The 25,384-nt window shown below is 73.5% G+C and carries 20 protein-coding genes; 12 read left to right on the top strand and 8 right to left on the bottom strand.

The genetic code is table 11. The features are described 5' to 3' along the window. Window positions 1–21 precede the first annotated feature (21 nt). On the bottom strand, window positions 22–1,689 hold the full coding sequence (locus tag OG509_RS04835) for a phospholipase D-like domain-containing protein (RefSeq protein ID WP_406180396.1): 1,668 nt from the start codon (window positions 1,687–1,689) through the stop codon (window positions 22–24). A gap of 308 nt (window positions 1,690–1,997) precedes the next feature. Between OG509_RS04835 and OG509_RS04840 the strand changes: the two genes are divergently transcribed. Together OG509_RS04840 and OG509_RS04845 are read left to right on the top strand one after the other, a co-directional pair. Continuing rightward, window positions 1,998–2,651 carry an RDD family protein gene (locus OG509_RS04840; RefSeq protein ID WP_403732803.1) on the top strand — a complete coding sequence of 218 codons (654 nt, stop codon included), beginning with the start codon at window positions 1,998–2,000 and terminating at the stop codon, window positions 2,649–2,651. 207 nt (window positions 2,652–2,858) lie between these two features. After that, complete coding sequence (locus tag OG509_RS04845) at window positions 2,859–5,141, top strand: alpha-N-acetylglucosaminidase (protein WP_406180398.1); 2,283 nt, start codon at window positions 2,859–2,861, stop codon at window positions 5,139–5,141. A 50-nt stretch (window positions 5,142–5,191) separates the two neighbouring features. Here OG509_RS04845 and OG509_RS04850 read toward each other — a convergent pair whose 3' ends face one another. Together OG509_RS04850 and OG509_RS04855 are read right to left on the bottom strand one after the other, a co-directional pair. Continuing rightward, entirely contained in the window at window positions 5,192–6,145 is a 954-nt protein-coding gene (locus OG509_RS04850; protein WP_406187466.1) for an MASE1 domain-containing protein, read from the bottom strand. A 45-nt stretch (window positions 6,146–6,190) separates the two neighbouring features. Then, window positions 6,191–7,024, bottom strand: a complete 834-nt coding sequence (locus tag OG509_RS04855; protein WP_406180400.1) for a PP2C family protein-serine/threonine phosphatase — start codon at window positions 7,022–7,024, stop codon at window positions 6,191–6,193. A gap of 210 nt (window positions 7,025–7,234) precedes the next feature. Between OG509_RS04855 and OG509_RS04860 the strand changes: the two genes are divergently transcribed. The 6 genes from OG509_RS04860 to OG509_RS04885 all read left to right on the top strand — a co-directional run bounded on the left by OG509_RS04860 (window position 7,235) and on the right by OG509_RS04885 (window position 11,975). After that, window positions 7,235–8,155, top strand: a complete 921-nt coding sequence (locus OG509_RS04860) for a MurR/RpiR family transcriptional regulator (RefSeq protein ID WP_385591514.1) — start codon at window positions 7,235–7,237, stop codon at window positions 8,153–8,155. Window positions 8,156–8,471: 316 nt separating this feature from the next. Further along, window positions 8,472–8,843, top strand: a complete 372-nt coding sequence (locus OG509_RS04865) for a hypothetical protein (RefSeq protein ID WP_030160958.1) — start codon at window positions 8,472–8,474, stop codon at window positions 8,841–8,843. 59 nt (window positions 8,844–8,902) lie between these two features. Next, the gene (locus tag OG509_RS04870) at window positions 8,903–9,829 is read left to right on the top strand and encodes a ketopantoate reductase family protein (RefSeq protein WP_406180402.1); all 927 of its coding nucleotides are present in this window, start codon (window positions 8,903–8,905) and stop codon (window positions 9,827–9,829) included. Between the two features lie 224 nt (window positions 9,830–10,053). Beyond that, window positions 10,054–10,245 (top strand): DUF5302 domain-containing protein, encoded by a 192-nt coding sequence (locus OG509_RS04875; RefSeq protein ID WP_030160954.1) that lies wholly within the window; start codon window positions 10,054–10,056, stop codon window positions 10,243–10,245. A 220-nt stretch (window positions 10,246–10,465) separates the two neighbouring features. Continuing rightward, window positions 10,466–10,879, top strand: a complete 414-nt coding sequence (locus OG509_RS04880) for a rodlin (protein WP_406180405.1) — start codon at window positions 10,466–10,468, stop codon at window positions 10,877–10,879. A 211-nt stretch (window positions 10,880–11,090) separates the two neighbouring features. Further along, window positions 11,091–11,975 (top strand): glycoside hydrolase family 19 protein, encoded by an 885-nt coding sequence (locus tag OG509_RS04885; RefSeq protein ID WP_385591535.1) that lies wholly within the window; start codon window positions 11,091–11,093, stop codon window positions 11,973–11,975. Between the two features lie 21 nt (window positions 11,976–11,996). On the opposite strand, the gene OG509_RS04890 is transcribed toward OG509_RS04885, so the two are convergent. The 5 genes from OG509_RS04890 to OG509_RS04910 form a co-directional block, all read right to left on the bottom strand. Further along, complete coding sequence (locus OG509_RS04890) at window positions 11,997–14,798, bottom strand: AAA family ATPase (RefSeq protein WP_406180407.1); 2,802 nt, start codon at window positions 14,796–14,798, stop codon at window positions 11,997–11,999. A 209-nt stretch (window positions 14,799–15,007) separates the two neighbouring features. After that, window positions 15,008–16,792 (bottom strand): S8 family peptidase, encoded by a 1,785-nt coding sequence (locus OG509_RS04895; protein WP_406187468.1) that lies wholly within the window; start codon window positions 16,790–16,792, stop codon window positions 15,008–15,010. Between the two features lie 578 nt (window positions 16,793–17,370). Then, window positions 17,371–17,916 (bottom strand): WD40 repeat domain-containing protein, encoded by a 546-nt coding sequence (locus OG509_RS04900; protein WP_406180409.1) that lies wholly within the window; start codon window positions 17,914–17,916, stop codon window positions 17,371–17,373. Window positions 17,917–17,921: 5 nt separating this feature from the next. Next, complete coding sequence (locus OG509_RS04905; protein ID WP_406180411.1) at window positions 17,922–18,269, bottom strand: CU044_2847 family protein; 348 nt, start codon at window positions 18,267–18,269, stop codon at window positions 17,922–17,924. Window positions 18,270–18,544: 275 nt separating this feature from the next. Next, entirely contained in the window at window positions 18,545–19,288 is a 744-nt protein-coding gene (locus OG509_RS04910) for a DUF1838 family protein (RefSeq protein WP_406180413.1), read from the bottom strand. A 124-nt stretch (window positions 19,289–19,412) separates the two neighbouring features. Here OG509_RS04910 and OG509_RS04915 point away from each other — a divergent pair, with 124 nt between their 5' ends. The 4 genes from OG509_RS04915 (at window position 19,413) to OG509_RS04930 (ending at window position 25,347) form a co-directional block, all read left to right on the top strand. Continuing rightward, the gene (locus OG509_RS04915; protein ID WP_406180415.1) at window positions 19,413–20,408 is read left to right on the top strand and encodes a DUF1996 domain-containing protein; all 996 of its coding nucleotides are present in this window, start codon (window positions 19,413–19,415) and stop codon (window positions 20,406–20,408) included. A gap of 99 nt (window positions 20,409–20,507) precedes the next feature. Next, window positions 20,508–21,113: a sigma-70 family RNA polymerase sigma factor gene (locus tag OG509_RS04920; RefSeq protein ID WP_030158028.1), complete on the top strand. Its 606-nt coding sequence runs from the start codon at window positions 20,508–20,510 to the stop codon at window positions 21,111–21,113. Then, window positions 21,110–21,841 carry a zf-HC2 domain-containing protein gene (locus OG509_RS04925; RefSeq protein ID WP_406180417.1) on the top strand — a complete coding sequence of 244 codons (732 nt, stop codon included), beginning with the start codon at window positions 21,110–21,112 and terminating at the stop codon, window positions 21,839–21,841. The genes OG509_RS04920 and OG509_RS04925 overlap by 4 nt, the downstream gene beginning before the upstream one ends. 134 nt (window positions 21,842–21,975) lie before the next feature. After that, complete coding sequence (locus tag OG509_RS04930; RefSeq protein ID WP_406180419.1) at window positions 21,976–25,347, top strand: hypothetical protein; 3,372 nt, start codon at window positions 21,976–21,978, stop codon at window positions 25,345–25,347. The last annotated feature ends 37 nt before the right edge of the window (window positions 25,348–25,384 follow it).

The following is a 25,384-nucleotide window of genomic DNA, read 5'->3' on the forward strand; positions in this document are numbered from 1 at the left end:
GTGTGGGTGCCGGGAGGGTGGTCAGGCCTGGCAGAGGGCGCGTTCGTGGTCGATCGTGGCCGTCGCGCGGGAGTACTGCCACTGCGGGGCCAGGAGTCCGGTGTTCAGCTGGGCGGCCGCCGCCGGGCTCTCCACCACGTAGCCGAAGTCCTGGAGCCACGCCGGGTAGAGGTTCTTGGAGCCGATGTAGAAGGCCGAGTCGTCGACGGAGACCACCTTGTGGTGCTGCGCGTACGGGTGGCCGTCGGCCCAGGTCGGGCTCTGGGAGCTGCGGAAGGTGGCCAGCTGGAGGTTCGAGCACATGGTGGCCTTGGCCCTGCCCTGGTCGCCGGTCAGCAGGGCGAGGCGGTCGCGCAGGGTGTCGCTGATCTCCGAGAGCGACTTGATCTGCGAGTAGCCGCCGCTGCCCACGGCGCCGCGGTTGGCGGGGTCGCTGACGACGATGCGCACCTTGACGCCGGCCGCCATCCGCGCGGCCAGGGCGTCGTAGACGCGGATGTCGTAGCGGGGCAGCGGCGGGCAGGTCGCGTTGACGTCCTGCTGGGAGATCTCGATGTGTGCCTTCGCGCTGGAGATCAGCGTCCGCAGCGCGCTCTCCTCCGGGTTGACCGTGTCGTAGTCGCGGTCGGCGTTGGTGTTGTCGTGCAGGCCGACGACGCACTTGGTGTCGGGGGCGCTGGGCAGCGTGGGCCGGAACGCCGACGACGGGTCGCTGCGCTTGATTCCGACGCCGAGTCCGCCGACGGCGACGGCCGGTACGTCGCCCGGGCCGGCCGCAGGCGTGGCGGGGGCGGTGTCCTTGGCCATCGCGGGCATGCACGCGGCGCCGTTGGAGGAGGCGAACCAGACGCTGGCGATGTTGTTCTTGTTCTGGCAGGTCCAGGACCACAGCTCGTCGAGGTAGCGTCCCGCGGACGCGGCGGCCGGCCCGCGCAGGGCGAGGTCGACGTCGGCGACCGGGTGGGCGGTCTCCAGGTAGTCGTCCTTCCAGTCGTTGATGCCGCCGGTGATCACGGACTGGCCGTCGACCACGAGGAGCTTGGAGTGGTTCCAGGAGAACGCCGTCTTCGAGGTCGTCATCGAGGCGACGTTGAGGTCGATGTTGCGGGCGTCCGCGCCGAGCTTGGCGACGAGTTCGTCCCGGTACTTCGACGGCAGCACGTTGAGGTGGTAGACCGGCGCGGCACCGACCAGCACGCGCACCTTGACCTTGTTCCCGCGCGCGGCCGAGGACTTGAGGCCCGCGACGATCGCGTCCTGGAACGCGCCGTTGGGGAACGGCGCCAGGGTCGATATGTCGACCGTCCGCGTCGCCTGGGAGATGTTCTGCGTCATCTTCGAGAGCAGCTGCTCGGTCCCCGGGCGCGCGGTGCACTTGTCGTCGCCCCAGCAGCCGGGGGTCTGCAGCAGCCAGTCGGCGCCGCCGGGCGCCCCGGCATCGAGTACGTTGCCGCCGGTGCGCTCCCACACCTGGCCTTCGAGGCCGGGGGAAACCTGGCGGAGCGTCTGCTCCACCGCGTCGAGGTGGGGCGCAGGGGCGGCGGCGGTGCCGGAGCCGGCCGACGGGGCGGCCGCGGCCGGGACGGCGGCGAACAGGGCCAGCAGGGCCGCCGGAACCGCCGTGCGTACGGCGAGGGCTGACGAACGGTGAGCGGACGGGCGGCGGAGCGAGGGGGTATGGCGGTGCACGGTGACTTCCTTGCGAGAGGGATCGCCGTCGCCGCGAGGGGGCGACCGGCAAGATCAACTCGCGGAAGTTACCACTGGGTTAGAACGCCGGGGAATTCGCACATATCGGATCCGGCCACCATGGCACGGCCGCCGCACAAGAGCGACCGAAAAGGAGCCGATCTGGCCGGATTGGACAAGTGGTCGAGGGAACGACCACGATGATGCGCGCTAGATCGCGGCAGCTCAGGGGGGCAAACCGGATACATGGTGATGTTCCTCCGATCCATCCGCTACGTCCCCGTTTCCGACACCGGAGAGTTTTCGCCATGAGCTTCGGCGACCCGAACAACCCGTACGGCCAGCAGCCCCCGCAGGGTCAGCCCGGCCACCCGCAGCAGGCCCCCCAGGGCGTGCCCCCGCAGTACGGCTACCCGCAGCAGCCCCCGCAGGGCGTTCCGCCGCAGTACGGCTACCCCCAGCAGCCCCCGCAGCAGACCCCGCCGCCGTACGGCGCCTACCCGCCGCCCGCCATGCCCGGCATGCCGGGTTCGGGCATGCCGCCGCTCGCCCACTGGGGTCAGCGCTTCGGTGCGTACCTGCTCGACGGGCTGATCATCGCGGGCCCGATGTACGCCCTCGGCTTCATCGACCTGGCCACCAGCAGCGACCCCGCGAACGCCGGCCCCGGCGTGTTCTTCATCATCGGCTGGCTGTACGCCATGGGCATGGCCATCTTCCAGCTCTACAAGGAAGGCACCACGGGCCAGACGATCGGCAAGAAGGTCGTGGGCATCAGCCTGCGCCGCGAGGCCGACGGCGCCTTCCTCGGGTTCGGCATGGCGTTCGTCCGCAAGCTGGCCCACATCCTCGACGGCCTCCCCTGCTACATCGGCTTCCTGTGGCCGCTGTGGGACGACAAGAAGCAGACCTTCGCCGACAAGGTGTGCAACACCGTCGTCATCCAGGTCCCCAAGGGCTGAGACCTCAAGGGCTGAGGCCGCCCCTCTCCCCTCTCTCCCCACCGCCCACCGGGCAGCGGAGCTCCTCCGCTGCCCGGTGGGCGCGTTTGCGTCCCCGTATCGGCTCGGCGAACACGCTCCCTCCATCTGTCGGACCGTCACTTCCGCGCTCCCGGCCCCGTTATCGGGCTGCCGCCCTGCGGGGACGCCGACCCGGGAGGACCCCCGATGCCACGATCCGACCGGCCCCGGCCGTCCCTCCGGGCCGGGCTTTCGGCCCTCCTCGCGCTGCTCGCCCTGGCGGCCGCCCCGGGCGGGGCCGCGGCCCTGCCCGTCCCCCGGCCGGCCGTCGCGCCCGAACCGGCGCCGGCCGCCGCGTCCACCGGGCCGGCACGCACCCGCGTCCCCGCCGCCGAGGCCGCGCTCCGCCGGCTGCTGCCGCCGCGCCACGCCCTCCAGTTCACCCTCCTGCCCGGACCCCGCAGCGCCGAGGGCCAGGACCGCTTCACGGTGTCCGGCCGGGCGGGCGCCGTCGTCGTCCGGGGCAGTACGCCCGCGACCGTGCTGACCGGGGTCGGCTGGTACCTCCGGCACGTGGCCCAGGTGGACGTCGGCTGGCCCGGCGACAGCCTGGACGCGCTCCCCGACGTCCTGCCCGGCGTCCCGCAGCCCGTCACCCGCACCGCCCTCGTACGCCACCGGTACGCCCTCAACGACACCGACGAGGGGTACGCGGGCGCGTACCGCACGTGGGAGGAGCGCCGACGGCAGATCGACCTGCTCGCCCTGCACGGCGTCAACGAGGTACTGGTCCAGGTCGGCGCGGAGTACCCGTACTACGCGGCCCTCCAGCGGCACGGGTACACGGCGGCCGAACTGCGCGCGTGGATCCCGGGCCCCGCGCACCAGAGCTGGTGGCTGCTGCAGAACCTGAGCGGGTTCGGCGGGCCGGTCGGCGAGCAGCTGATCGAGGAGCGGGCGGCGCTCGGCGGGCGGGTCGCCGACGAGCTGCGCGCCCTCGGCATGACCCCGGTCCTGCCCGGCTACTTCGGCACCGTGCCGCCCGGCTTCGCCGACCGCAACCCCGGCGCCCGGGTCCACCCGCAGGGCACCTGGGACGGTTTCGCCCGACCCGACTGGCTGGATCCGGCCGGCCCCGTCTTCGCCGCGCTCGCGGCCGACTACTACGCCGCCCAGCGCGCCCGGTTCGGCGACAGCCCGATGTACCGGATGAGCCCGCTGCACGAGGGCGGTACGGCGGCCTCCGTCGACGTGAAGGCGGCCGCGGGCGCCGTACAGCGGGCCCTCGACACGGCGCACCCGGGTGCGATCTGGGCCGTACTGGGCTGGCAGGACGATCCGACGAGAGAACTGCTCTCCGGGGTGGACACCTCGCGGATGCTGATCGTGGACGGAATGTCCGAGCGCTACGAGAACCTGGACCGCGAGACCTCCTGGGCGCACACCCCGTACGCGCTGGGCACGATCCACAACTTCGGCGGGCACACGACGATCGGCGCCAACACCGGCGTCTGGCTCCGGCGGTTCGACCAGTGGCGGGCCGAGCCGGACAGCGCACTGACCGGCATCGCGTACATGCCGGAGGCGGCCGGGGTCGATCCGGCGGCCTTCGCGCTCTTCACCGATCTGGCCTGGGAGCCGCGCCCCCTCGACCGGAAGGAGTGGTTCGCCGCCTACGCGCGCCGCCGCTACGGCGCCGAGGACGGGTACGCGGCGGCCGCCTGGGAGGCGCTGCGCACGGGCCCCTACAGCACCGGGACGGACTCCGCGCAGCCCCAGGACGGCCTGTTCACGGCCCGCCCGAGCCTGACGGCGAACAGGGCGAGCGCCTGGACGCCCGGCAACATGCGCTACCCGGCGGCATCGGTGCGCACCGCGCTGGACGCGCTGCTGAAGGTCGCGCCCCGGCTGCGCCGTTCGAGCGCGTACCGCTACGACCTCGTGGACACGGCCCGCCAGGCCCTCGCCAACCACTCCCGGGTGCTGCTGCCGCAGATCAAAGCGGCGTACGGGGCCGAGGACCTGGGCCGGTTCCGGCTGCTGGTCGGGGAGTGGCAGCGCGACGAGCGGCTGCTGGCGGCCGTCACCGGATCCGACCGGCACTTCCTGTTCGGGCGGTGGACGGCCGGCGCCCGGTCCTGGGGCGCGGACGAGGCGGAGCGCGACCGCTACGAGTACGACGTCCGCTCGCTGCTGACCACCTGGGGCACCCGTACGGCAAGCGAACGGCCCTTCTCGCTGCACGACTACGCGAACCGCGAGTGGGCCGGGCTGCTGGAGGAGTTCTACGCGCCGCGCTGGGCGCGGTACTTCGCCTCGCTGGACCGGTCCCTGGTCTCGGGAGCCGCGCCGGAGGCCATCGACTGGTACGCCGTCGAGGACGCCTGGGCTCACCGTACGACCGCCCATCCGACCGAGCCGAGCGGGGATCCGTACGCCCTCGCGCGCGCCGTCGCGGACGCGCTGCCGCCCGCGGGCGCCCGTACGTGAGCGGGGCCGGTCCGTCGTGAGCGGCGCCGGGCCGTCGTGAGCGGAGCCGGTCAGTCCTCCGGCCGGTGCGGGGCGAGCCGTTCGACGACCTCGGCCAGGTCCTCGCACACCCGCTCGATCTCCTCGCGGATGTTGTTCTGCTCGGTGACCAGCGCGGACAGCAACAGCGCGGTCAGGGCCGCCGAGCCGTTGAGCGCCTGGAGGTTGACCATGACCTCGAAGAGGGTGTGGTCGGCGAACGGTCCGAGGCTGTTGGTCGCCGCCGAGATCGCCACGACGGACACGAGCAGGACGCAGGGCGCGCTGCCGGCCAGTTGGAAGCGTACGGCCGACCAGATCAGCAGCGGGAAGACGAGGAAGAGCAGCGACAGCGAGCTCCGGGTGGCCACGAAGGCGACGGCCCCGGCGGCGATGGCCAGCCCGACCGCCTCGGCGACCCGGTAGGCGTCCTGCGGCATCCGCACCCGGGGCACGACGAGCAGCAGCGGGGTCAGCACCAGCACCCCCATCGCGTCGCCGGCCCACCACGCCGACCACACCGGCCAGAACCCGGAGGGCGCAAGGTCCCCGGTGGCCACCAGCACCCCGGTGCCGATGGACGCGCTGATCAGCATCGGCACCAGCCCGCCCAGGAAGACCAGGGCCAGGCCGTCCCGGAGCCGGTCGATCTCGACGCGGAAGGCCACGCGGCGCAGCAGCAGGTACGCGCACAGCGGCGCGAGGGTGTTCCCCACGATGATGCCGGCGTCGGCGAGCTGGAAGGTGGCGAGGTGTTCGATGGCGAAGAACGTCCCGAGGGCGATGCCCGGCCAGATCCGCGGCCCGAACCACAGCAGGGCGGCGACCGCGATGCCGGTGGGCAGCCACAGGGGCGTCACCACCGCGCCCTCGACCTCCACGCGGAGCAGGAGGCCGATCCGTCCTGCGGCGTAGTAGGCGGTGGCGACGATGAGGATCCCGAGAAGGGTTCCGCTGAAACGTCGCCATTCCTCGGTGCGCACCACAGCATCAGACAACAACCGCCGCCTCCGCGCGGTCCGTGACACGCGCTAGCCGGGCGAGGGTCCCGCCGCGTCGTGGCTGAGGACGAGCACCGCCGCGTCGTCGGCGTGGCCGGTGGAATCGGCCACCTTCATGATTTCGGCGGCGATCTCGTCGGGGTCGGCGCCCGCCGCCTCCCTGACCACGCGGGCCACTCGGTCCAGTCCGACGTCGATCGGGAACGAGGGCCCCTCGACGACGCCGTCAGTGAGCAGGACGATGGAGCCCGCCCGGTCCAGCCGGCGTCGGGTCACCGTGTACCGGGCCCCGGGCTCGACTCCGAGCGGCAGGCCGCCCTCGTCGTCGGTGATCCCGTAGCGGCCGTCGACCGTGGCCCAGACGGAGGGCACGTGGCCGGCCCGGGCGCTTTCGAGCTGCCAGGTCTCGGGGTCGAAGCGGAGCAGGGTGCAGGTCGCGAAGAGCTCGCAGTCCATCGACAGCAGGACGTCGTTGGCCCGGCTCAACACCTCGCCCGGGTCCACGACGACGGTCGACACCGCACGCACGCCGACACGGACCTGCCCCATGAAGGCGGCGGCCTCCACGTCGTGCCCCTGTACGTCGCCGATGGAGAAGGCGAGCCCGCCTCCGGAGAGCCGGAAGCCGTCGTACCAGTCTCCGCCGATGTCCAGGCCGTGCCGGGCGGGCGCGTAGCGGGCCGCGCTGCGCAGTCCGGGCAGAGCGGGCAGGGAGGCCGGCAGCATCTCGCGCTGCAGGGCCTCGGCGAGTTCCACCCTGGCCAGTTGCAGTTCCGTTCCCGCTCGGGCCCGGGCGGTGAGCCGTCCCAGGGTGCTCAGGAGGTCGGCGGCGCTCACCGATTTCGGGGTGCGGCGCGGGGTCATGGACCGCTCCCGGGTGCATCCATAGGTCCCTGCTCTCGGTACTCGGCTCTCGGCTCTCGCGGTGGGGGCCGCGCCAAAGATCCGCGCCCATCATATTTCCGCCGTCCGGCGGTCGCGAGAGATGCGGGCTGGGCCCCCGGCACCGGCCCGGCCCGACCACAGGGCGTGAGCTATGTTTGAAGACGAGTGACATGAGAGGGAGGCCCATCGGTGTCATCGGGGCAGCAGGCACGCGCACAGGCGGCTGCGATCACGCCGAGTGGGCAGGCGCCGCCGGTCCATGAGCGGGCTCCCGGCGACCGGGTCCGCGCCCTCTTCGACGGCCACCGGCTGTCCCCGGGGCAGCGGCGGATCGCCCAGTACCTGGTCGACCACCTCACGGAGGCCGCGTTCCTCTCGATCACCGAGCTCGCGGAGCGGGTGGGCGTCAGCCAGCCGTCGGTGACACGTTTCGCCACCTCCCTCGGGTTCAGCGGCTATCCGGCCCTGCGCGACGCCCTGCAGCCGATGGCCCTGAGCGCGGTCGCGGGCTCCCCGGAGAGCCGCGAGCAGTTCCGCCGCAACGAGCTCCAGGCGGCCGTGGACGCCGAGATCCTGAACCTGGAGAACGTACGGCGCCTGCTCGCCGACACCGACCAGGTGCTCGACATCGGCCGTGAGCTGGCCCGCTCGGTGCCACTGACGGTCCTGGGCCTGCGGATCTCGGTCTCGCTCGCGGAGTACTTCGCGTACGCGGCACGGCGCATCCACCCCGATGTCCGGCTGGTGACACGTGGAGGCAGCGTCGCCTACGACGCCCTGCTCCAGTCCCGGGAGGCCGGCGGGACCTGGGCGCTGGCCTTCGCGATGCCGAGGCACGCCAAGGAGACCCTGTCGGCGCTCCGGGCGGCCCGCAGCGCAGGGCTGAAGATCGCGCTGATCACCGACACCACCCTGGGCCCGCTGGTGGACGAGGCGGACGTGGCACTGACCGCCGGGACCGGGGCGCGGCTGGTGTTCGACTCGTACGCGGCCCCGGGGATGCTGTCGGCGGCTCTGCTGCAGGCGATGGCCGACGCGGATCCCGAGCGGACGCAGGCGCGGCTCGAAGGGTACGAGCAGGTCGCCGACCAGCACGGATTCTTCCTGTAAGGCCGATTTTCAACCGGTACGGGGCAGTCCACTTTCACGCCCTGTACGCGTATGTAATTTTTCATTCTCTTGTCTACTCGACGGTATATATGTTTACTAAGCAGCGCGCCGGATCCACGGACGCCAAGGAGAGCGACCCCACGCCCTCCCAGAACGGACACCCGCGCGGGACGGCTCCTCCTCACGCCCCGCGCAGGGTGCCCGTTCCCGGCACCGGTATCCACCAGAGCGCTTGTGGCGGCCTCGGTCAACCCCTGGGCCGAGGCCGCCCACCAACGTCTCGATCAGAGTTCGACACCATTCGGAAGCGACGAGAATGCGCCAGACGGTCTCCACCACGCTCAGCCCGGACTGGCCCTGCCAGGTCAAGGCCCCCGGTACCCATGACTGGGAACGCACGGCCATGCGCTGGCTGCGTGATCTGCTCCCGGCCCGCTACGGCAGCTACTCGACGCTGACCCGCAGCCCCGCCCTCCTCACCCGGCACGCCCAGCTCCAGCTGCAGCACGAGATGCGCGCGGTCCGGGTCGCCCTGGAGACCAGCCGGGCCGAACTGCCCTCGATGGGCGTGGCCGAGATCGTCATCGAGAGCTCGATCCGCATGTACGCCGTCGAACTCCAGCAGCTGGGCCGCCTCTCCCGCGCGGTACGCCTGGTCGGCGACGCGCTGCGCGTCACCCAGAGTTGACGCCCTTCCCGTCGACGGGGGCCTGCGGGAGCGCGTAGTCCCATGACAGGCTGTCCCGTATGAGAATCCTGACAGTCGGCGCCGGCGCCGTGGGCGGCTGGTTCGGCGCCCGTCTCGCCCGGGCCGGGCAGGACGTCACCTTCCTGGTCCGCCGCGAGCGGGCCGCCGTCCTGCGCGAGCGCGGGCTGCGGGTGACGGGCCTCGGCGAAGAGCTCACGCTCACTCCCGAATTGGTGACCGCGGACGCGCTGTCGGGCCGGTACGACCTCGTCCTGCTCTCGGTGAAGTCCGCGGCGCTCGACCGCGCGGCGAAGGACCTGGCCCCGGCGGTCGGTCCGGGGACCGCGATCGTGCCGCTGCTCAACGGCATGGCCCACCTCGAACACCTCAGGGACCGCTTCGGCGGGGCGCCGGTCCTCGGCGGCGTCGCCAAGGTGGTCACCACCCTGAACGAGCACGGCGACATCGTGCGCATGGCCCCGCCGTCCACCGTGATCACCGGCGAACTCGACGGCCGGCCCTCCGCCCGCGTGGACGCCGTACGCGCCGTGCTGAGCGGGGCGGGGATCGACAGCCCCGAGACGGCGGACGTCGTCGGCGCGATGTGGCACAAGTGGGTGTTCATCAGCACCCTGGCGGCCGCCACCTGCCTGGGGCGCGGCTCCGTCGGCGAGGTCGCCGCCGTCCCCGGCGGCGCCGGGCTCGGGCAGGCCGTACTCGCCGAGGCGGCGGCCGTCTCGGCCGAGGCGGGCCATCCCGTACCGGACGCCGAGCTCGCCTTCACGGCCCGTACGGTCACCACGCCCGGCTCCCCGCTCACCCCGTCGATGTACCGGGACCTGGTCGCCGGCCGTCCCACGGAGGTCGAGCACGTATTCGGCGACCTGATCGCCCGGGCCCGCGCGCTGGCCGTGCCCACCCCGCTGCTGGACCTCGCCACCCTGCAGCTGCGGGTACACCAACGGCGTGTGTCTCCCGAGGCGTGACCTCGGGGGCGGTCCGTCGTTGAACACGGCGGTCAAGCGAAGTGCACCAGTGAAGTCCCGGGTCTCCCCGCGAGGCCCGGGACTTCGCGTGTGCCCACCGGCAGCCGATCCCGTCGATCGGGGCCCGGGCCCGGTCCGGCACGGGCCCCTGGAACGGAACCCGCTGGTCAGGGGGGACGGTGGGTGACAGACTGAGACGGCTTCAGGTCGACCCAGGAGGACACATGGCACAAGAGTCGGACACCCCGCAGGACGAATCGCCGGCCGAGGAGGCCAAGCGCAAGTTCCGGGAGGCCCTTGACCGCAACGCACGCAGTGCCCATGCACAGCAGGCTCACCAGAGCCGGGCGAAGATCCAGGGCGCCAGTGGTGGCGCGGGCGGCAAGAACAAGAAGACCCGCCGCAAGACGGGCTGACCGCCCGCGGCCGTCTCCACGGCGATGCCCTGAAGATGTCGGACGAAGGGGCCCGTCTCCAGCTGAGCTGGGGGCGGCCCCTTTCGCGCGCCCCGGTCACGGGGGACGCGCTGGGCCACTCGGGTGACAGGCGATAACCAAGCGCGCGGATTGCAGTTGATCAGCTCGTCCCGCCGGGGGCAGCCATCCCACGCAACACCGCTACAGAAGGAATCTCCTCATGCTCAAGAAGCTCATGGCCACCACTGCGGTCACCGCCTCCGTGCTGGGCCTCGGCGCCGCGGTTGCCGCCCCGGCGATGGCGATCGGCAACGACAACGGCGTCAACACGGTCAACGGCAACGACGCCTCGCAGATCTACGGCAACCAGGAGACCAAGGGCGCGATGAGCCCGCAGCTCAGCGCGGTCCAGGGCTCGCTCAACAAGCTCTGCGTCGGCCTGCCGGCGAAGGTCAACGCCCAGTCGCTGGTGGCCGTCCTCGCCAACATCGGCGTCCAGGACATCAACGTCCTGTCCAACCCGATGAACCAGCAGTGCACCGAGAACTCCACCCAGGCCAAGGGCGACGAGTCCCTCTCCCACATCGTCGACAACATCCCGGTCCTCTCCGGCAACGTCTCCGCCGGCAGCTGACCGCTCACTCTTCGGCAACCGGCAGGGCCCGTATGCGCGTCGGCGCGTACGGGCCCTGCCCGTTTGTTGTCCGAGTGGAACGAATACTGGTCTAGACCTTGACAGGTCCAGACCAGCTTCGCTTCAGTGGCGAGGAATGCCCCCCACGCCAATTCCCCCCCACTGAAGGAGCAGTTACGTGATACGTGCGCTTCGCCGCCGAGCACTCGCCCTGGCGGCCGCCACTGCCGCCACCATCGGCCTCGCGGTCGCCCTCCCCGCCTCGCCCGCCTCGGCGGCCGCTGCCTGCGTCACCCCGTGGTCCTCGTCCGCCGTCTACACGAACGGCATGAGCGCCTCGTACAGCGGGCACAACTGGCAGGCCAAGTGGTGGACGCAGGGCGAGACGCCCGGCACCACCGGGCAGTGGGGCGTCTGGTCCGACCAAGGCACCTGCGGCGGTGGCGGCCAGGACCCCGGCGATCCCGGCAACCCGTCCGGATTCGTGGTCTCCGAGGCCCAGTTCAACCAGATGTTCCCGAACCGGAACTCCTTCTACACCTACAACGGCCTGGTCGCGGCCCTGTCGGCGTACCCCGGCTTCGCCAACACCGGTGACGACACCGTCAAGCGGCGCGAGGCGGCGGCGTTCCTGGCGAACGTCTCGCACGAGACGGGCGGGCTCGTGTACATCGTCGAGCAGAACACCGCCAACTACCCCCACTACTGCGACGCGAGCCAACCGTACGGCTGTCCCGCCGGGCAGGCCGCCTACTACGGCCGCGGCCCGATCCAGCTGAGCTGGAACTTCAACTACAAGGCCGCCGGCGACGCCCTCGGCATCAATCTCCTCGCCAACCCGTACCTCGTGGAGCAGGATCCGGCGATCGCCATGAAGACCGCCCTCTGGTACTGGAACACCCAGAACGGCCCGGGCACGATGACCGCCCACGCCGCCATGGTCAACGGCGCCGGCTTCGGCGAGACGATCCGGTCCATCAACGGCTCCCTGGAGTGCAACGGCGGCAACCCCGCCCAGGTCCAGAGCCGGATCAACGCGTACCAGTCGTTCACGCAGATCCTGGGCGTGAGCCCGGGCGGCAACCTCGGCTGCTGAGTCCCGCGCCCTGCGCGCCCGTCAGCGGGTGCGCAGGGTGGTGGCCAGCTGGGCCCGGGAGCGTACGTCGAGCTTCTGGTAGATCCGGGTCAGCCGGGCCTCGACCGTCTTGACGCTGACGAACAGCTTCGCGGCCGCCTCCTGGTTGCTGGCGCCCTCCGCCACGAGCAGGGCGAGGCGGGTCTCGGCCTCGGTCAGCGCCGCCAGGACCACGCCCGCGCCGCCGCCCGGGGCAGGGCCCGGCTCCCGGTTCTCCGCGGCGAGTTCGGCCCAGGGCTTCGCGCCGGCCGCGATGAACACCTCGGCGGCGGCCCGCAGCGCGGCGCGGGCGGGGGCGCGCCGGCGCCGGCGCCGTTCCACCCGGGCCAGGGCGAGCAGCGTACGGCCGCGCTCCACCGGGAGTTCGAGGGCGGCGAACCGCTGCACCGTGGCCTCCAGCAGGTCCACGGCGGCGTCGGCGTCGCCGTGCGCGGACAGGCACAGGCCGCGGGCCCGGTCGAGCGCGGCCACCACAGCGGTGCGGCCGAGGCCGAGGGCCACCGTACGGACGGAGCCGAGCAGTTCGGCGGCCTCGTCGGGCGCGTCGGCCGCCACCAGGGCCTCGGCCAGCTCTCCGTGCCAGCGCAGGATCGAGGGGTCGACGACCTGCTGGGCCTCCTCCAGTTCGGCGACCCGGCGCAGGGTGGCCACGGCTCTGGCGGCCTCCCCGGTCGCCAGCTCGGTCAGGCCGAGTGCGTACAGGCTGCGCGAGAGGAACACCTGGTCGTGTTCCTCCTCGGAGGCCTGGATGCCGCGCCGGGCGTAGCCGGCGGCGCGGGCGAAGCTGCCGCCCATGGCCTCGGCCATCGCGGCGGCGTACCAGGCGGGGCCGGGCGAGAGGCCCGCCTCGATGGTGAGTTCGAGGGCGCGGCGGGCGTGCGCGGACGCGGACGTGCACCGGCCGCGGCGCAGTTCCACCTCGGTGAGGCTGCGCAGGACCTCGAAGACGTCCTCCGCGGATCCGGTGCGCCGGACGACGGGGAGCAGGACGAGGAGCTGGCTGCGGGCGTCGTCGAGGCGGTCGTCGAACAGGGCGTGCCGTACGGCGAGGTACTGCGGCGCGTTGCGCATGCCGAGCGGCACCTCGGGGGCGGGCAGGGCCAGGGCCTCGGCCAGGATGTCCTCGGCGTCGGGGTCCCCGAGGATGCGGCCCATCCGGGCCCGTACGGTCAGGGCCATGGCCTCGGCGACCTGGTCGCCACCGAGGGCGGCGAGCGCGCCTGCCTCGGCCGCGGCGTCGCGGGAGCGTACGGGGTCGCCGTCGCTGAGGTTGTACTTCGTGGCGATGCGCAGTTGTACGGCCGCCTGGAGGGCGGGATCCCCGGCGGCGTCGTCCATGGCGTACGCGAAGGTCTCGTCGAGGGCGGCGAGGGCCTGTCCCGCGGCGTCGATCACGGCGAGCCGGGCTCGTACCCGGTCGGCGGGCGAGGCGTCGCGGGCCAGTACGGCGCGGGTGGCGCGGCGGGCGAGGTCGGCGCGGCCGGCCCAGCCGGCGTCCTCGGCGGCGGCGACGAGGCGGGCCAGTTCGTCCCCGGGGCGGTTGGTCGGCGTACGTTCGGCCGCGAGCATGCCGAGCTCGGCGGCCAGGGCGCGCTGACCGCGTCTGCGGCAGGCCGCGGCAGCTTCGGTGATCTCGGCGGCGAGCCACTCGTCGGGGGTGTCCACGGCCAGGGCGCGGTGGCGTACGGCCTGGACGGGGTCGTCTACGGCGGCGGCGAGCGCGGAGTGTCCGGCGGCGCGTTCCGGCCAGCCGGCGTCGGCGGCCAGGGCCATGGGCAGGGCCCCGGCGGTGAAGGTGACGGAGCCGTCCTCCCGCACGGTGACCAGCGCGGCCCGTTCGGCTTCGGCGAGTTCGGCCTCGGCGTCGGGGCGGCCGGCCCGGCGCAGCAGGGCGGTGGTCGGGTGGGCCGCGAGGGCGGCGAGCAGCAGGGTGCGGCGCGCGGGGGCGGGGGCTTCGGCGAGGAGCCGTCGGGCCACCTCGCGGGCCTGGCCGGACAGGGGCAGGGGGTCGGCATGGTGGGCGCTGGCGTCGCGGGCCTCGGCGGCTTCGGCGAGGGAGTGGCCGAGGGCGAGGGCGAGGCGCGGGTTTCCGCCGCTGGCCTGGTGGATGCGGCCGGCGAGGCGGGCGGGGAGGCCGTGGCGGGCGAGGAGTTCGGCGATCTCGTCGGCGCCGAGCGCGGGAACGCGTATCGCGGGGGTGCCGGGGCCGCAGAGGGGGCCGCCGACGGGGGCGCCGCCCTGGACGCATTCGGCCACGAGGACCCGTACACGGGGCGGGGTCAGCCGCAGGGCGAACCGGAGCAGGTCGGTGCTTTCCGCGTCCAGCCACTGGGCGTTGTCGAGGACGAGCAGGACGGGGGTGCGGGCGGCGAGTGTGCGCAGGACCTCGACGACGGCGAGGCGCAGCGCGACGTGGTCGCGGCCGGCGCGGGGCGCGTCGGTCTCCCGGCGCAGCAGGGCGATGGCGGTGCGCTGGGGTCCGGAGAGCCGTTCCAGCGCGAAACAGGGTACGGAGGCGAGGAGTGCGGCGGCGGAGGCCTCCGGTATCCACTGGTCGGCGGCCTCGGGGGCGAGGCGCAGCACGGTCTCGTGGCGGGTCGCGGCGGCGGCCGCGACGGCGCCGGCCACCTCGGTCTTCCCCGCGCCGGCGGGTCCGGTGAGGAGGGCCCGCCCGTGCGCGGTCAGCGCACGTTCGACCTCCTTGATCAGTTCACCGTGTCCGACGGTCGTGTCAGCGTTCCCCGTCGCCGCCACCACGCACAGCCACCAGCCTCTCGTCCCCACTTCTGTGCATCTCCTGTGAGACGCGACAATACGAGGTCGGATGCCGGGTGGACCCGGATTGTGACGCAGAATTCAGTCAGCTGCCGGGAAACGGCTGCGGACCTGCCGATACGAGGTGTATCGGCAGGCCCGCGGGCTGATTGGTCCGTACTGGCGCGCCCGGCCGGTGCACCTGTCCGGTGCGCCTGACGGCCGCGGCTGTCAGGTCCTCAGAAGCCGAGGCTCCAGGAGTCGATGAAGCCGGTGTCGCCGCCCGCGTTGTCGTTGACGCGGAGCTTCCAGGTGCCGTTGGCGACCTCGGAGGAGGCGTTCACGGAGTACTGCTGGTTGATGTTGGCGGTGCCGCCACCCGCGCGGTTGTGCAGGGTGTAGACGGAGCCGTCCGGGGCGACCAGGTCGACCTTCAGGTCACCGATGTACGTGTGCACGATGTTCACGTTCACCTTGAGCGCGGCCGGGGCGTTGCCCGCGACTCCGCTGACGGTGATCGGGCTCTCGACGGTCGTGTTGTCGAGGATGTTCACGTTCGTGCCGTTCTCGAAGCCCGGGGCGGGCGCCGAGGTGACGGCGGTGATGGTCGCGGCCGCGTCGGCGATGCCGGTGCCGCAGCCGCCGGTGCAGGTGCCGGGCAGCGGGCGGGCGTTGGCCTTGATGGCCGACTCGACCTGCGCCGGGGTCAGCGAGGGCTTGGCGGCGACGACGAGCGCGGCGAGGCCCGCGATGTGCGGGGCGGCCATGCTGGTGCCCTGGTAGGGCTTGTAGATCTCGGAGCCCGGGGTGGTGGCGCCGTTGTTCAGCGTGGAGAGGATGCCGTTCTCCGGGGTGGTGACGGTGCCGGGCGTGTCGGTGGCGCGGCGGGTCTCACCGCCCGGCGCGGAGACGTCGACGCGGCTGCCGAAGTTGGAGTAGAAGGAGCGGTCACCGGTGCGGTTGGTGGCGGCCACGGAGACCACGTTGTTGCAGCTGGCGGGCGAGAAGCCGGCCGCGTCCGCGTTGCTGTTGCCGGCGGCGACCACGACCGTGGTGCCGCGGGCGACGGCCGCGTTGATGGCGTTCTGGTAGCTGGAGGTGCAGGCGCCGGAGCCGCCGAGGCTCATGTTGATGACCTTGGCGGGGGTGGCGTTCGCCGGGATGCCCGCGACGGTGCCGCCGGAGGCCCAGGTGATGGCGTCGACGATGTCGGAGGTGGTGCCGCCGCACTTGCCGAGCACGCGGACGGGCTGGATCTTCGCGTTGTACGCGATGCCAGCGACGCCCTTGGCGTTGTTGGTGGCGGCGGCGATGGTGCCCGCGACGTGGGTGCCGTGCCAGGAGGAGCCGCTGGCCGGGGAGCCGGTGCCGCACTCGCCGGCCGCGCTCCAGTCGCCCGCGTCGGCCGGGTTGTTGTCGCGGCCGTTGCCGTCACGGGCGCCGGTGGCGTCGGAGATGAAGTCGTAGCCGGCGACGATGTTCGAGGCGACGTCCGAGTGGGCCACGTAGCCGGTGTCGATCACGGCGACGGTGACGCCGGAGCCGGTGGTCTTGTCCCAGGCGGCAGGAACGTTCATGCCGCCGGTGGGCTCGAAGAGGTCCCACTGCTTGGCGTACTCGGTGTCGTTCGGGGTGGCCATCGCGTAGGCGCGGGAGTCCGCCTCGACGTAGGCGACGTCCGGGTCGGCACGGAACTGGGCCATCACGTCGGCCGCGGCGGCCGGGGCGACGGAGCCGCCCAGGTTGACGAGGGCGGCACCGGTGCCGAGACGGCGGTCGAACTTCGCCTTCTTGCCGGCCTTCTTGCCCTTGGCGGTCGCGTCGTCCGCGGCGGCCTTGTTGGAGCTGGCCTCGGTGGCGGAGGACTTGTAGCCGACGATCAGGTTCTGCACGGGCGCGGCGTCGGGAGCGGCCGGCGCCCCCGCGGCCGGCAGGGTGGAGGCGGCGGCCGGGGCCGGCGCGGGCTCCGAGCCGGCGAGGGCCACCGAAGCGGTGGCGGAGCCGGCGAGCAGGGTGACGGACATCGCCACCACGGATATGAGCCTGCGTCTCGTTGCGTGCACGGTGTTCCCTTTCGCGGGCCCTTTCCGGGCAGGCCGGAGCGGGCGGTTGGAGCAGTGTGGGAGGTGAACCGGCGGCTACGGGGCCGGGGACGGGTCGGTCAATCCCGTCCCGGCCACCGCTGCTCGCCGCGTTGTCCCGGCCGCTTCGGCGGGGCTGGGGCAACGGCGGTGCGGGCGATCCGCCCGCCCGGACGGCTTCACACCATGTGGGGTTGGCGCGGGGTCCGTTCGGAGCGGGAGAGATCGCCGGTGGGCAGACAGTAGGCAACGCGAGGATGAACCCGATACAGGGAAAACCCTTGTCCGCACCCCCGCCGCCCCCCTTACACCTCCCCCGGACCCTACCCCCCGCCCCCGGGGCCCCGGCCCCCAGGTCCCCCGTATCCGACGGGCCTCACGCGAGGCAGGACGAACCACCCGAACCCGGACAGCCGAAAGCTCCCGGCCGCGGCCGGGAGCTTCGGCGGCGCACGGCCGTCCCGGGTGAGGAGAGCGGCCGTGCGGAAGGGGGTCCGTGCAAGGTCATGCGCATCATGGCATCAGCGGGACGGGCACACGCGACCTCCCGGTCCGCCCTGGAGGTACGCCGCCCGTTCCTTCGCGGTGAGGTCACGGCCGACGGCGCGACAGATCTCTTGGACGGCAGACGCGGGCGAGGGGAGGGAGGCACTCCACAACCGCACCGAGTCATCGGTGCTGCCGGCGGCGAGGGTCCGCCCGTCGGGGCTGAACGCCACCGCCGCCGTCTCTCCGGCAGGGTTGGCATACGTGACCAGGGTCTTGCCGGTGGCCACGTCCCACAACCGCACCTTCGTATCGGCACTGCCGGTGGCGAGCCTCTGCCCGTCCCGACTGAACGCCACTCCGTGCACCGCGTCGGTGTGACCGGTCAGCGTGGCGCGTACCTTGCGCGTCTCCACGTCCCAGAGCAGCACGGTGCTGTCGTCACTGCCGGTGGCGAGGATGTCCCCCGCCACCAGGAAGCCGGCCCCGGCCACCTGTCCGTCGGATCCGAGGATCTGGGCCACGGCGGGCGGCAGCCGCGACGTACCTTCCCGCTCCGGCCCGGGCGCCGCGCTGCCCATCGGGATCAGCCCGCGCCCTCGTGCGGATCCGGAGGGTCGGGATCCTTCCGCGTCCGCGTCATGGTCACGTTGAGGTGGCACTGGGCGCCGGTCTTGGTGATCACGGCTCCCGCCTCGACCGACAGGTCGACGCCGAACCCGACGGCGATCTGGTCGGGCCGGGCCTTGCGCAGCTGTTCGAGCGTGACGCGCGCCGCCTCCGTGACCGGCACCAGAGCCTCTTGCAGGGTCTCGGGGAGCTCGTGGATCGCCTCGCCGATGCGGCCGGCCTTCACCGGCCCCTCCAGCCCGGCCGGGGCCTCGATCAGGAGACTGCCCCCGCCGTCCAGCTGAATCCGTGCCAGAGGTGCCACGACTCCTCCTCCGCCTGACGAACGCGCCGCAGCCGCCGGCCCCTCGGGACGAAGGACGTCAAAGAGCCCTGCGGCCGGCGGGAACACGCTGTGGGGTCGGAGCCGCCCGGCCGCGAGCGGGAGGGCGATGGCCTGCTGCCTGCCCATGCGGTCGACGCTCGCGTACGGGCCCTCTACGGGTCGTAACCATCATCGGCACATCCATCACGTGCCGCATCCCGGGACGTAACCGTCCGAGGTCACAGGCCCTTCGGAGCGGCTGCCGCCCGGGTCCGCTACCTCGGCGGGGAGCCGTGGTGGGTGCGGAAGTAGGTCCAGCTCGTCTCGTTGGGTTCGGTCCACTTCTCCGGGGCGTGGGCGTACTCCGGGTGGTGCGCCTCGATGTACGCGCGGGTGCGCTCCGGGACCTCGGCGTACGAGCCCAGCTTGCGGCCCCGGCAGTGGAAGGTCAGGCCGCCCGGGCGCGCGCCCTGCTCCATCCACGGGAGCCACGGGGACATCCGCGTCCAGGACATGGTGCAGGGGACGCTCGGCTCGTCGGTGGTCAGCACCGTGCCCGGGGCGAAGAACTGGAAGAGCTCCAGGGCCCGGTACGTGTCGTCGGCGGAGTTGAGCGGGTAGTCGGCGACCGGCAGCGGCGACGGATAGGCGAGCGGGATCTCCAGGCTGAAGCAGACCTGGTCCCCGAGCTCGGTCAGGGGGACGGGGAAGGGACGCAGCCTCAGGTTGGCCGGATCGTTCCAGACGTGGATGACCGGCTTGTCCTCCCAGGTCTCCAGGATCTCCCGGGTCTGCGGATCCAGGTAGAAGGCGGCCTCCCTGGTGAGCAGTTGGAAGCCGTCGCTCTCCCCGTCCGGGACGAGCCGGGAGACGTTGAGGCCCTCGAAGCCGAAGAGGCGCCGGTAGGGCTGCTCCGGGGCCCAGGAGTAGATGTCCCCGGACCACCAGAAGGCCACCTCGCCGCCGTCGAGCGAGGCGCGGGTGCGGGCGAACGCGTGCAGGAGCTCAGCGGGTGTCATGCCGGTCACTGTGCTCGGTCCCCCGACGGCTCGGCAAGCTCGCGGGCCGCCCGGCGGCGGGGCCCTGGCCGACTTACGGGACGTCAGGTTGACGCTGCGGCGCGCAGCGGCAACCGTGACCCGCATGGGGAACGAACGCCGACTGCTCACGCTGCTCGTCTGCCTGGTGCTCGGCATCGGGCTGACGGCCGCCGTGCTGGGCGCCACCCGGGCGGCGAGCCCCGACGGGACCGCGCATTCCGGGATGAACTCCCGCGACTACGTGGACATACAGGACATACCGCCCGGCCCGCGCGATCCGTCGGCGATCGGACCCGACGCCTCGACGGGCACCGTGACGGTGGACTGCGGGCGCAACGAGGAGCGCCACTACAACGAGGACAACCTCGTGGTGTCCCCGGGGCTGCGCTCGGGCGCCCACCACACCCACGCGTACGTGGGGAACCTGTCCACGGACGCGATGTCGACCGACGCCTCCCTGGCCGCCGCCGCGACCAGTTGCCGCGGCGGCGACCGGTCCACGTACTACTGGCCGGTCCTGCGCCGGCCGGACCGGGCGAGCAGCCACCCCCAGGAGAGCTCCGCCGGGCACGGCAACACGGGCGAGATCCTGCCCGAGGCGGCGGTCACCGTGGAGTTCCGCGGCAACCCGGTGGGCAAGGTCGTGCCGATGCCGCGCTTCCTGCGCGCGATGACCGGCGACGCGGTGGCGTACACCGCGGCGAGCGACGCGGACGTACGCGCCCGCTGGGGCTGTTCCGGCTCCCCGGACCGGTTCACCACCCGCTACCCGCGCTGCCCCGCCGGCGAACGCCTCACCCGTACGCTCGTCTTCCCCAGTTGCTGGAACGGGCTGGACACCGAGAGCCCGGGGCACCGCGCGCACCTCCGCTTCCCCGCGGCCAACGGCGTCTGCCCGCAGGGCACGTTCGCCGTGCCCCAGCTGCGCATCTCCCTCGCGTACGAGGTGCCGCCTGGGGTGGCGGTCGCCGTCGACTCCTTCCCCGAGCAGCGCCACAGCCCCATGACGGACCACGCCATGTTCGTGGACGCGATGACGGACGCGCAGATGGCCGCCGTCGTCGGCTGCCTCAACGAGGGGCGCGTCTGCCGCACCTGAGCGCCACCCGTCCGAAGTGACGGGGGTCACATGAACCGGGCCCCGCCGGGGCGCGTGTTCTGACCGCACCAGATGGGCGAGGAAGACGGAGAGGGTGAGATGGCCGGACCACTGTGGCCCCGTACACGGCGGGGCTCGACCGATGAGGCACTGATCAGGTCGGTTTACGAGGAGCACGGCCACGCCCTGCTCGCGTACGCCACCCGGCTGACCGGAGACCGGGCAACCGCCGAGGACGTCGTCCAGGAGACGCTCATCCGCGCCTGGCGCCATTCCGAGGTGCTGGTCAACGGGAAGGGTTCGGTGCGCGGCTGGCTGCTGACGGTGGCCCGCAACATCATCACCGACCGCTACCGGGCCAAGGCGGCCCGCCCCGCGGAGGTTTCCGGGGAGGCGGCCGCTCCCCCGGTGGAGCTGGACCACGCGGACTCCATCGTGGACACGATGACCGTGCTGGGGGCCCTCGACCAGTTGTCCCCGGAACACCGGGACGTGCTCAAGGAGCTGTACTACCGCCAGCTGAGCGTGGCCGAGGCGGCCGACAGCCTCGGCATCCCGGCGGGCACGGTCAAATCACGCGCGCACTACGCGCTCAAGGCACTGCGCGAGGTGTTCCGCCAGGGCGGGGCCGCGGAGGGCCGGGCGGGCAATCGAATGGGCAGGCCGCCCCGACAGGGTGCTGGACTGCGGGAGGTGGTGGCATGAACCGGCAGCGGCACGAGGAGGAGGAACTGCTCGGCCCGTACATTCTCGGCGTCCTGGACGAGGAGGAGGTCCGCCGGGTCGAGGAGCACATGAGCGGCTGCGTGCAATGCCGAGAGGAGGTGACCGCGTTGCGCGAGATGGAAGCGGCGTTGGGCGAGGTGCCTGCGGAGGCCTTCCTCGACGGACCGCCACAGGGCGGTGACCTGCTGCTCCAGCGCACGCTGCGGCAGGTGCGGGGCGAGGCGTCGGGCGAGCGGCGCCGACGGTGGGGCATCGCGGGACTGGCCGCCGCGGCTTCGCTGGCCGCCGTGTTCTGGGCCGGGGCGCAGTTGGGCTCGGCGGACGGCACGCCGGTCGCCCAGCCGCTGCCGCCCACGCCGTCGGTCTCGGCGCAGCCCTCACCGCCGCCGGCGGGTACGAAGGTGGCCTCGGCGACCGACGCGCGCACCAATGCGCGGATGACCGTTCAGGTCACGCCCGCGGCCAAGTGGGTCCGCGTGCACGCGGCCGTGGCGGGGATCCCGCCGGGCGAGCGCTGCATGCTGATCGTGGTCGGGAAGGACGGCAAGCGCACCTCCGCCGGCAGTTGGGTCGTCGGCGGCCAGATGGGCGAGGGCAAGGGCGCGTCGCTGGACGGCTCGGCGGCGGTGGACCCGGCCGACGTCAAGGAGGTCGTGGTCGAGAACGAGTCGGGCAAGCGGTTCGTGTCGGTGCCCATGCCGGTGTGACCGGCGGGCCGCGTCGCGGCGAGGGGCCCGGGCAGCCGTGATGACGGCCGCCCGGGCCCCTCGGCGTGCGCGGCCGTCCGCGGCCACGGGGAAATCGATTTCTCCCCGTCGGCCCCGGTCCGCACACTGGCCTCATGCCACAGCCTGTCGAACACCTGCTCGCCGAACTCGATCCGCTCCCGCACGCCGACCGGCTGCGGCTGCTCGCCACCACCGCCCGCGACCTCGCCCGCACTGGCGAACTGAGCGGCGTACTGGACGGTTTGGCCGGCCGGGGACGCTACGAGCGGCGGCTGGCCGCGCTGGCGGCCCTCGCGGGGCGGCAGGCCGGGTACCTGGCGCAGCGGATGGCCGACCCCGACCCGGTGGTGCGCTCCTTCGCCCACCGGGCCGTGCGTACCCTGCCCGTGCCGGACGAGGCGATCGAGGCGGCGTACGAGGACGCCTCCGCCCGGATCCGCCGGGAACTGTCGCTGGCCGTGTTCCGGGGTTCGCGCCGGGCGCTCGCGCAGCGGCTGGCGCCCGTCCTGCGGGCCGAGTGGGGCGACGCCGAGGCCGCCTCCCTGCTCCCGGCCTGCGGGCCGGAGTTCGTCTCGGCCCTCCTGCCGGAGCTGGCCCATGCCGTCACGCACTGGGTCCGGCTGGGGCGCTGCCATCCCGGCCCGGTGCTGGACCAGGCGGCGGCCGAACTGGCGGAGCTGCCGGAGAACCTGCGCGCCGGCTGGTGGCACCGCCGGGCGCCGGGAATCGCCGCGGCCCTGCCCGCCGCACCAGACCGCGTGCTCGGGCTGCTGGAGCGGTACGGGCCCGCCCGGCTGCCCCGGCCCCTGGAGGACCGGGTCGGTGATCTGATCGCCGTGGACGCGGAGCGGGTCGTACGCTGGCTGACCGCCCCCGAACGCGCGGACGGGTACCAGGAGTACCTCCTGCCGCCCTCCCCCCTGCGCCGGCTCGTCCGCGCCGACCCGCCGTCCCTGCCCGCCCTCGGCCGCCGCTGGGCGGGGCGTCCCGCGTACCTGGCAGCGCTGCTGAAGGCGCTGCCCCCGGGCCGTCGCGCGGCGTTCCACGACGCGGCCACCGCGCACACCCCCGCTCCGGACGGGATGATCCCCGACGAGGTCCTGGCCGTGCTCCCGCACGAGCGCCGCCAGGCAGCAGCGCGGCGCCGCGCGGACCGCGCCCGCCGCGACGCGTTGCCGATCGAGCGGCTCCTCGAAGCGGTCTCACACCTTCCGGTCGCCGAGGCCCGGGCGGAACTCCTCGCCGCGACGGGGCGCTCCGAAGCCGACACCCGCCGGGCGGCCTGGCCGCGGCTGGTCGAGAACGCGGTCCACGCGCGCGACGCCGAAGCGCTGGGCGAGGTGCTCGGGCTGATGGTGAAGCGGCTGCGCAACGACCGCGACCCCGTGCGCGCGGCCGCGCTGACGGCGCTGGCCCGGGTGCCGGTGCCGCTGCTCGCCGCCGAGGCCCCGGTCGCCTGCCTGGACCGGATCGCCACCGACGCCGTCGAGGCCCGCGACTGCTCCGGCGACACGCACTGGGCCCTGGAACGCCTGGTGTTCGCGGCGCTGGAGGACCCGGCCGCCTCGCCCGCCCTGCTCGACTGGGCGCTGCGCACCCTCCACGAGCTCACCGCCCGCACCGGCCGCCTCGTGCACCCTCCGTACGGGAGCGTGCTGCCGCCCGGCCGGGCGCAGCGGATCCTCGACGTCCTGAGCCCCTGGCTCGACGTCCGCGCGGCCAAGGGCGAGTACGAACCGCTGCTCACGCTCGCGGGCCTCTGGGGAGAGCGCGGCCACCGCATGCCGGAGCTCCAGCGGATGCTCGACGAGGCCCGGCAGCGGTGCTCCGCCGCCTGGTTCCCGCGGTTCGCCCGGGTCTGGCTGGCGGATCCGACGACGCGGGGCGAACGGGTGGCCGTGCTGCTGGAGCAGGAGCCGTCGGCGGTCGCGCTGGCGCCCGTGCTGGACGTGCTGTCGGCGCACCGTACGGATCTGCTGGACCGCGCGCTCGCCGCGCCCCCCCCGTACGGCCGGTTCCTGCGCGAGGGAGCGGTGCGGCCGCTCCCCCGGTTCGACTGCGCGGACCGGTGGGTGCCCCGCCAGCAGGAGGAGGCGGCCTGGCTGGCCGAGGTCGCCGTCGGCGACGAGTCCAGGGCGGTGTACGAGCGGTCGGAGGTCCTCCGCGGCGCGGCGCGGATTCCCGACCACGGGCTGGAGCTCGTACGGCGGCACGCGCGCTCGGCGGACACGGTGCTCGCGGAGACCGCGCTCGCCGCGTCCGCCCGTACGGTGGAGCCGGCGGCGGTGCTGCCCGAACTGCTCGCGCACGCGGGCGACGATCATGCCCGCGTCGCGGTGTACGCCGCGGGGCGGGCCGCGGCCGCCACCGCGCCGACGCGCCTCGCGGAGCTGCTGGACGGGCTGTTGGGCGCCCCCTCGGGGGTCAAGGTGACCAGCCGCAAGGAGGCGGTCCGGCTGACCGCGCGGTTCCTGCCGCCCCGCCGGGCCGCGGCGCTGCTGGCGCACATCGCCGGCGACGCCGAGAGCCACCCCGACGTGGTGACCGCCGCCGTGAGCCTCGCGATCGGGCTGCTGGGAACCGGGGAGACCTGGCCCGTGCTGGAGACGGCCGCGGCGAGTGGGACCCGGGAAGCCGGGGCGGTGATCGCGCGCACCCCGGCGCTCTGGGTGCCGCGACAGCACCGGCCGCGCTACGCCCGGCTGGTGGCGCTCCTGGCCGCCTCTCCTCACCGGTCCGTGGCCGCTCATGCGGTCGCGGCGCTGCCCGACTGGGTCGCCTATGCGCCCGAGGCGGCGGACCCCGTATGGCGGGCCGTCTGCGATCTGGAGGCTTCGCCCTGGTGGAAGAGCGCGGCGACGGCACTGGAGAAGATCGCCGGTTCGCGGCTGCCGCACCCCGTCGGCGGCGGTGAGCCCGGGAGCCAGTTCCACCGCGCCGTGGAGGAGCTGTTGGCCACCGTACGCTCCGGTGACGACCCGGAGGCCGGGGCCGAGCGGGACCTGCCGGCGCTCCAGCGGGTGCGGTCCCTGTGCCAGAGCATCTCGGAGGAGCACCACGAGCTGCGCGCTGCCCTGGTGCGGCAGCTCGCCGGTGAACCGGCCCTGGCCACGGCCCGCGTGGCGCTGCAGCGGCGTTCGGTGGACCTGCGGGCGGACCTGCCGGAGCTGCGGGCGGCCCTGGACTCCCTCGTCGAGGCCCATGCGGGACGGCCCGGGCTGGCCGCGGCGACGGCGAACTCGCTGCGCGACGGGAACTGGCACGGCGACCGGGTCCGGGACCCCGCCGTGGTGCTGGAGGCCGTACGCGGGCTCGCGCAGGACGGGGCTCCGGTTCCGGGGTTGTTCGCCGTCGCGCTCACCGCGGCCATGGGCCGGCGCTGCGGCTGGCCGCCGCAGTGGCGGGAGGTGCTGCGGAGGCTGAGGCGGCACGCGGAGTCGGAGGTGCGGGACGCGGCGCTGGTGGTGTTCACGCACGGCGAGTGACCGGCCGGCGGAGCCTTGGCGAAGCCTTCTCCAACCG

Origin of the sequence: Streptomyces sp. NBC_01006 (genome assembly GCF_045162725.1) — a bacterium.
Lineage (GTDB): Bacteria > Actinomycetota > Actinomycetes > Streptomycetales > Streptomycetaceae > Streptomyces.

Coding starts and splice junctions, on each gene's coding strand:
- OG509_RS04840 (WP_403732803.1), top strand. CDS start 1,998: ATGAGCTTCGGCGACCCGAACAACCCGTACGGCCAGCAGCCCCCGCAG.
- OG509_RS04845 (WP_406180398.1), top strand. CDS start 2,859: ATGCCACGATCCGACCGGCCCCGGCCGTCCCTCCGGGCCGGGCTTTCG.
- OG509_RS04855 (WP_406180400.1), bottom strand. CDS start 7,024: ATGACCCCGCGCCGCACCCCGAAATCGGTGAGCGCCGCCGACCTCCTG.
- OG509_RS04865 (WP_030160958.1), top strand. CDS start 8,472: ATGCGCCAGACGGTCTCCACCACGCTCAGCCCGGACTGGCCCTGCCAG.
- OG509_RS04870 (WP_406180402.1), top strand. CDS start 8,903: ATGAGAATCCTGACAGTCGGCGCCGGCGCCGTGGGCGGCTGGTTCGGC.
- OG509_RS04875 (WP_030160954.1), top strand. CDS start 10,054: ATGGCACAAGAGTCGGACACCCCGCAGGACGAATCGCCGGCCGAGGAG.
- OG509_RS04880 (WP_406180405.1), top strand. CDS start 10,466: ATGCTCAAGAAGCTCATGGCCACCACTGCGGTCACCGCCTCCGTGCTG.
- OG509_RS04895 (WP_406187468.1), bottom strand. CDS start 16,792: ATGTCCGTCACCCTGCTCGCCGGCTCCGCCACCGCTTCGGTGGCCCTC.
- OG509_RS04900 (WP_406180409.1), bottom strand. CDS start 17,916: ATGGGCAGCGCGGCGCCCGGGCCGGAGCGGGAAGGTACGTCGCGGCTG.
- OG509_RS04910 (WP_406180413.1), bottom strand. CDS start 19,288: ATGACACCCGCTGAGCTCCTGCACGCGTTCGCCCGCACCCGCGCCTCG.
- OG509_RS04915 (WP_406180415.1), top strand. CDS start 19,413: ATGGGGAACGAACGCCGACTGCTCACGCTGCTCGTCTGCCTGGTGCTC.
- OG509_RS04920 (WP_030158028.1), top strand. CDS start 20,508: ATGGCCGGACCACTGTGGCCCCGTACACGGCGGGGCTCGACCGATGAG.
- OG509_RS04925 (WP_406180417.1), top strand. CDS start 21,110: ATGAACCGGCAGCGGCACGAGGAGGAGGAACTGCTCGGCCCGTACATT.
- OG509_RS04930 (WP_406180419.1), top strand. CDS start 21,976: ATGCCACAGCCTGTCGAACACCTGCTCGCCGAACTCGATCCGCTCCCG.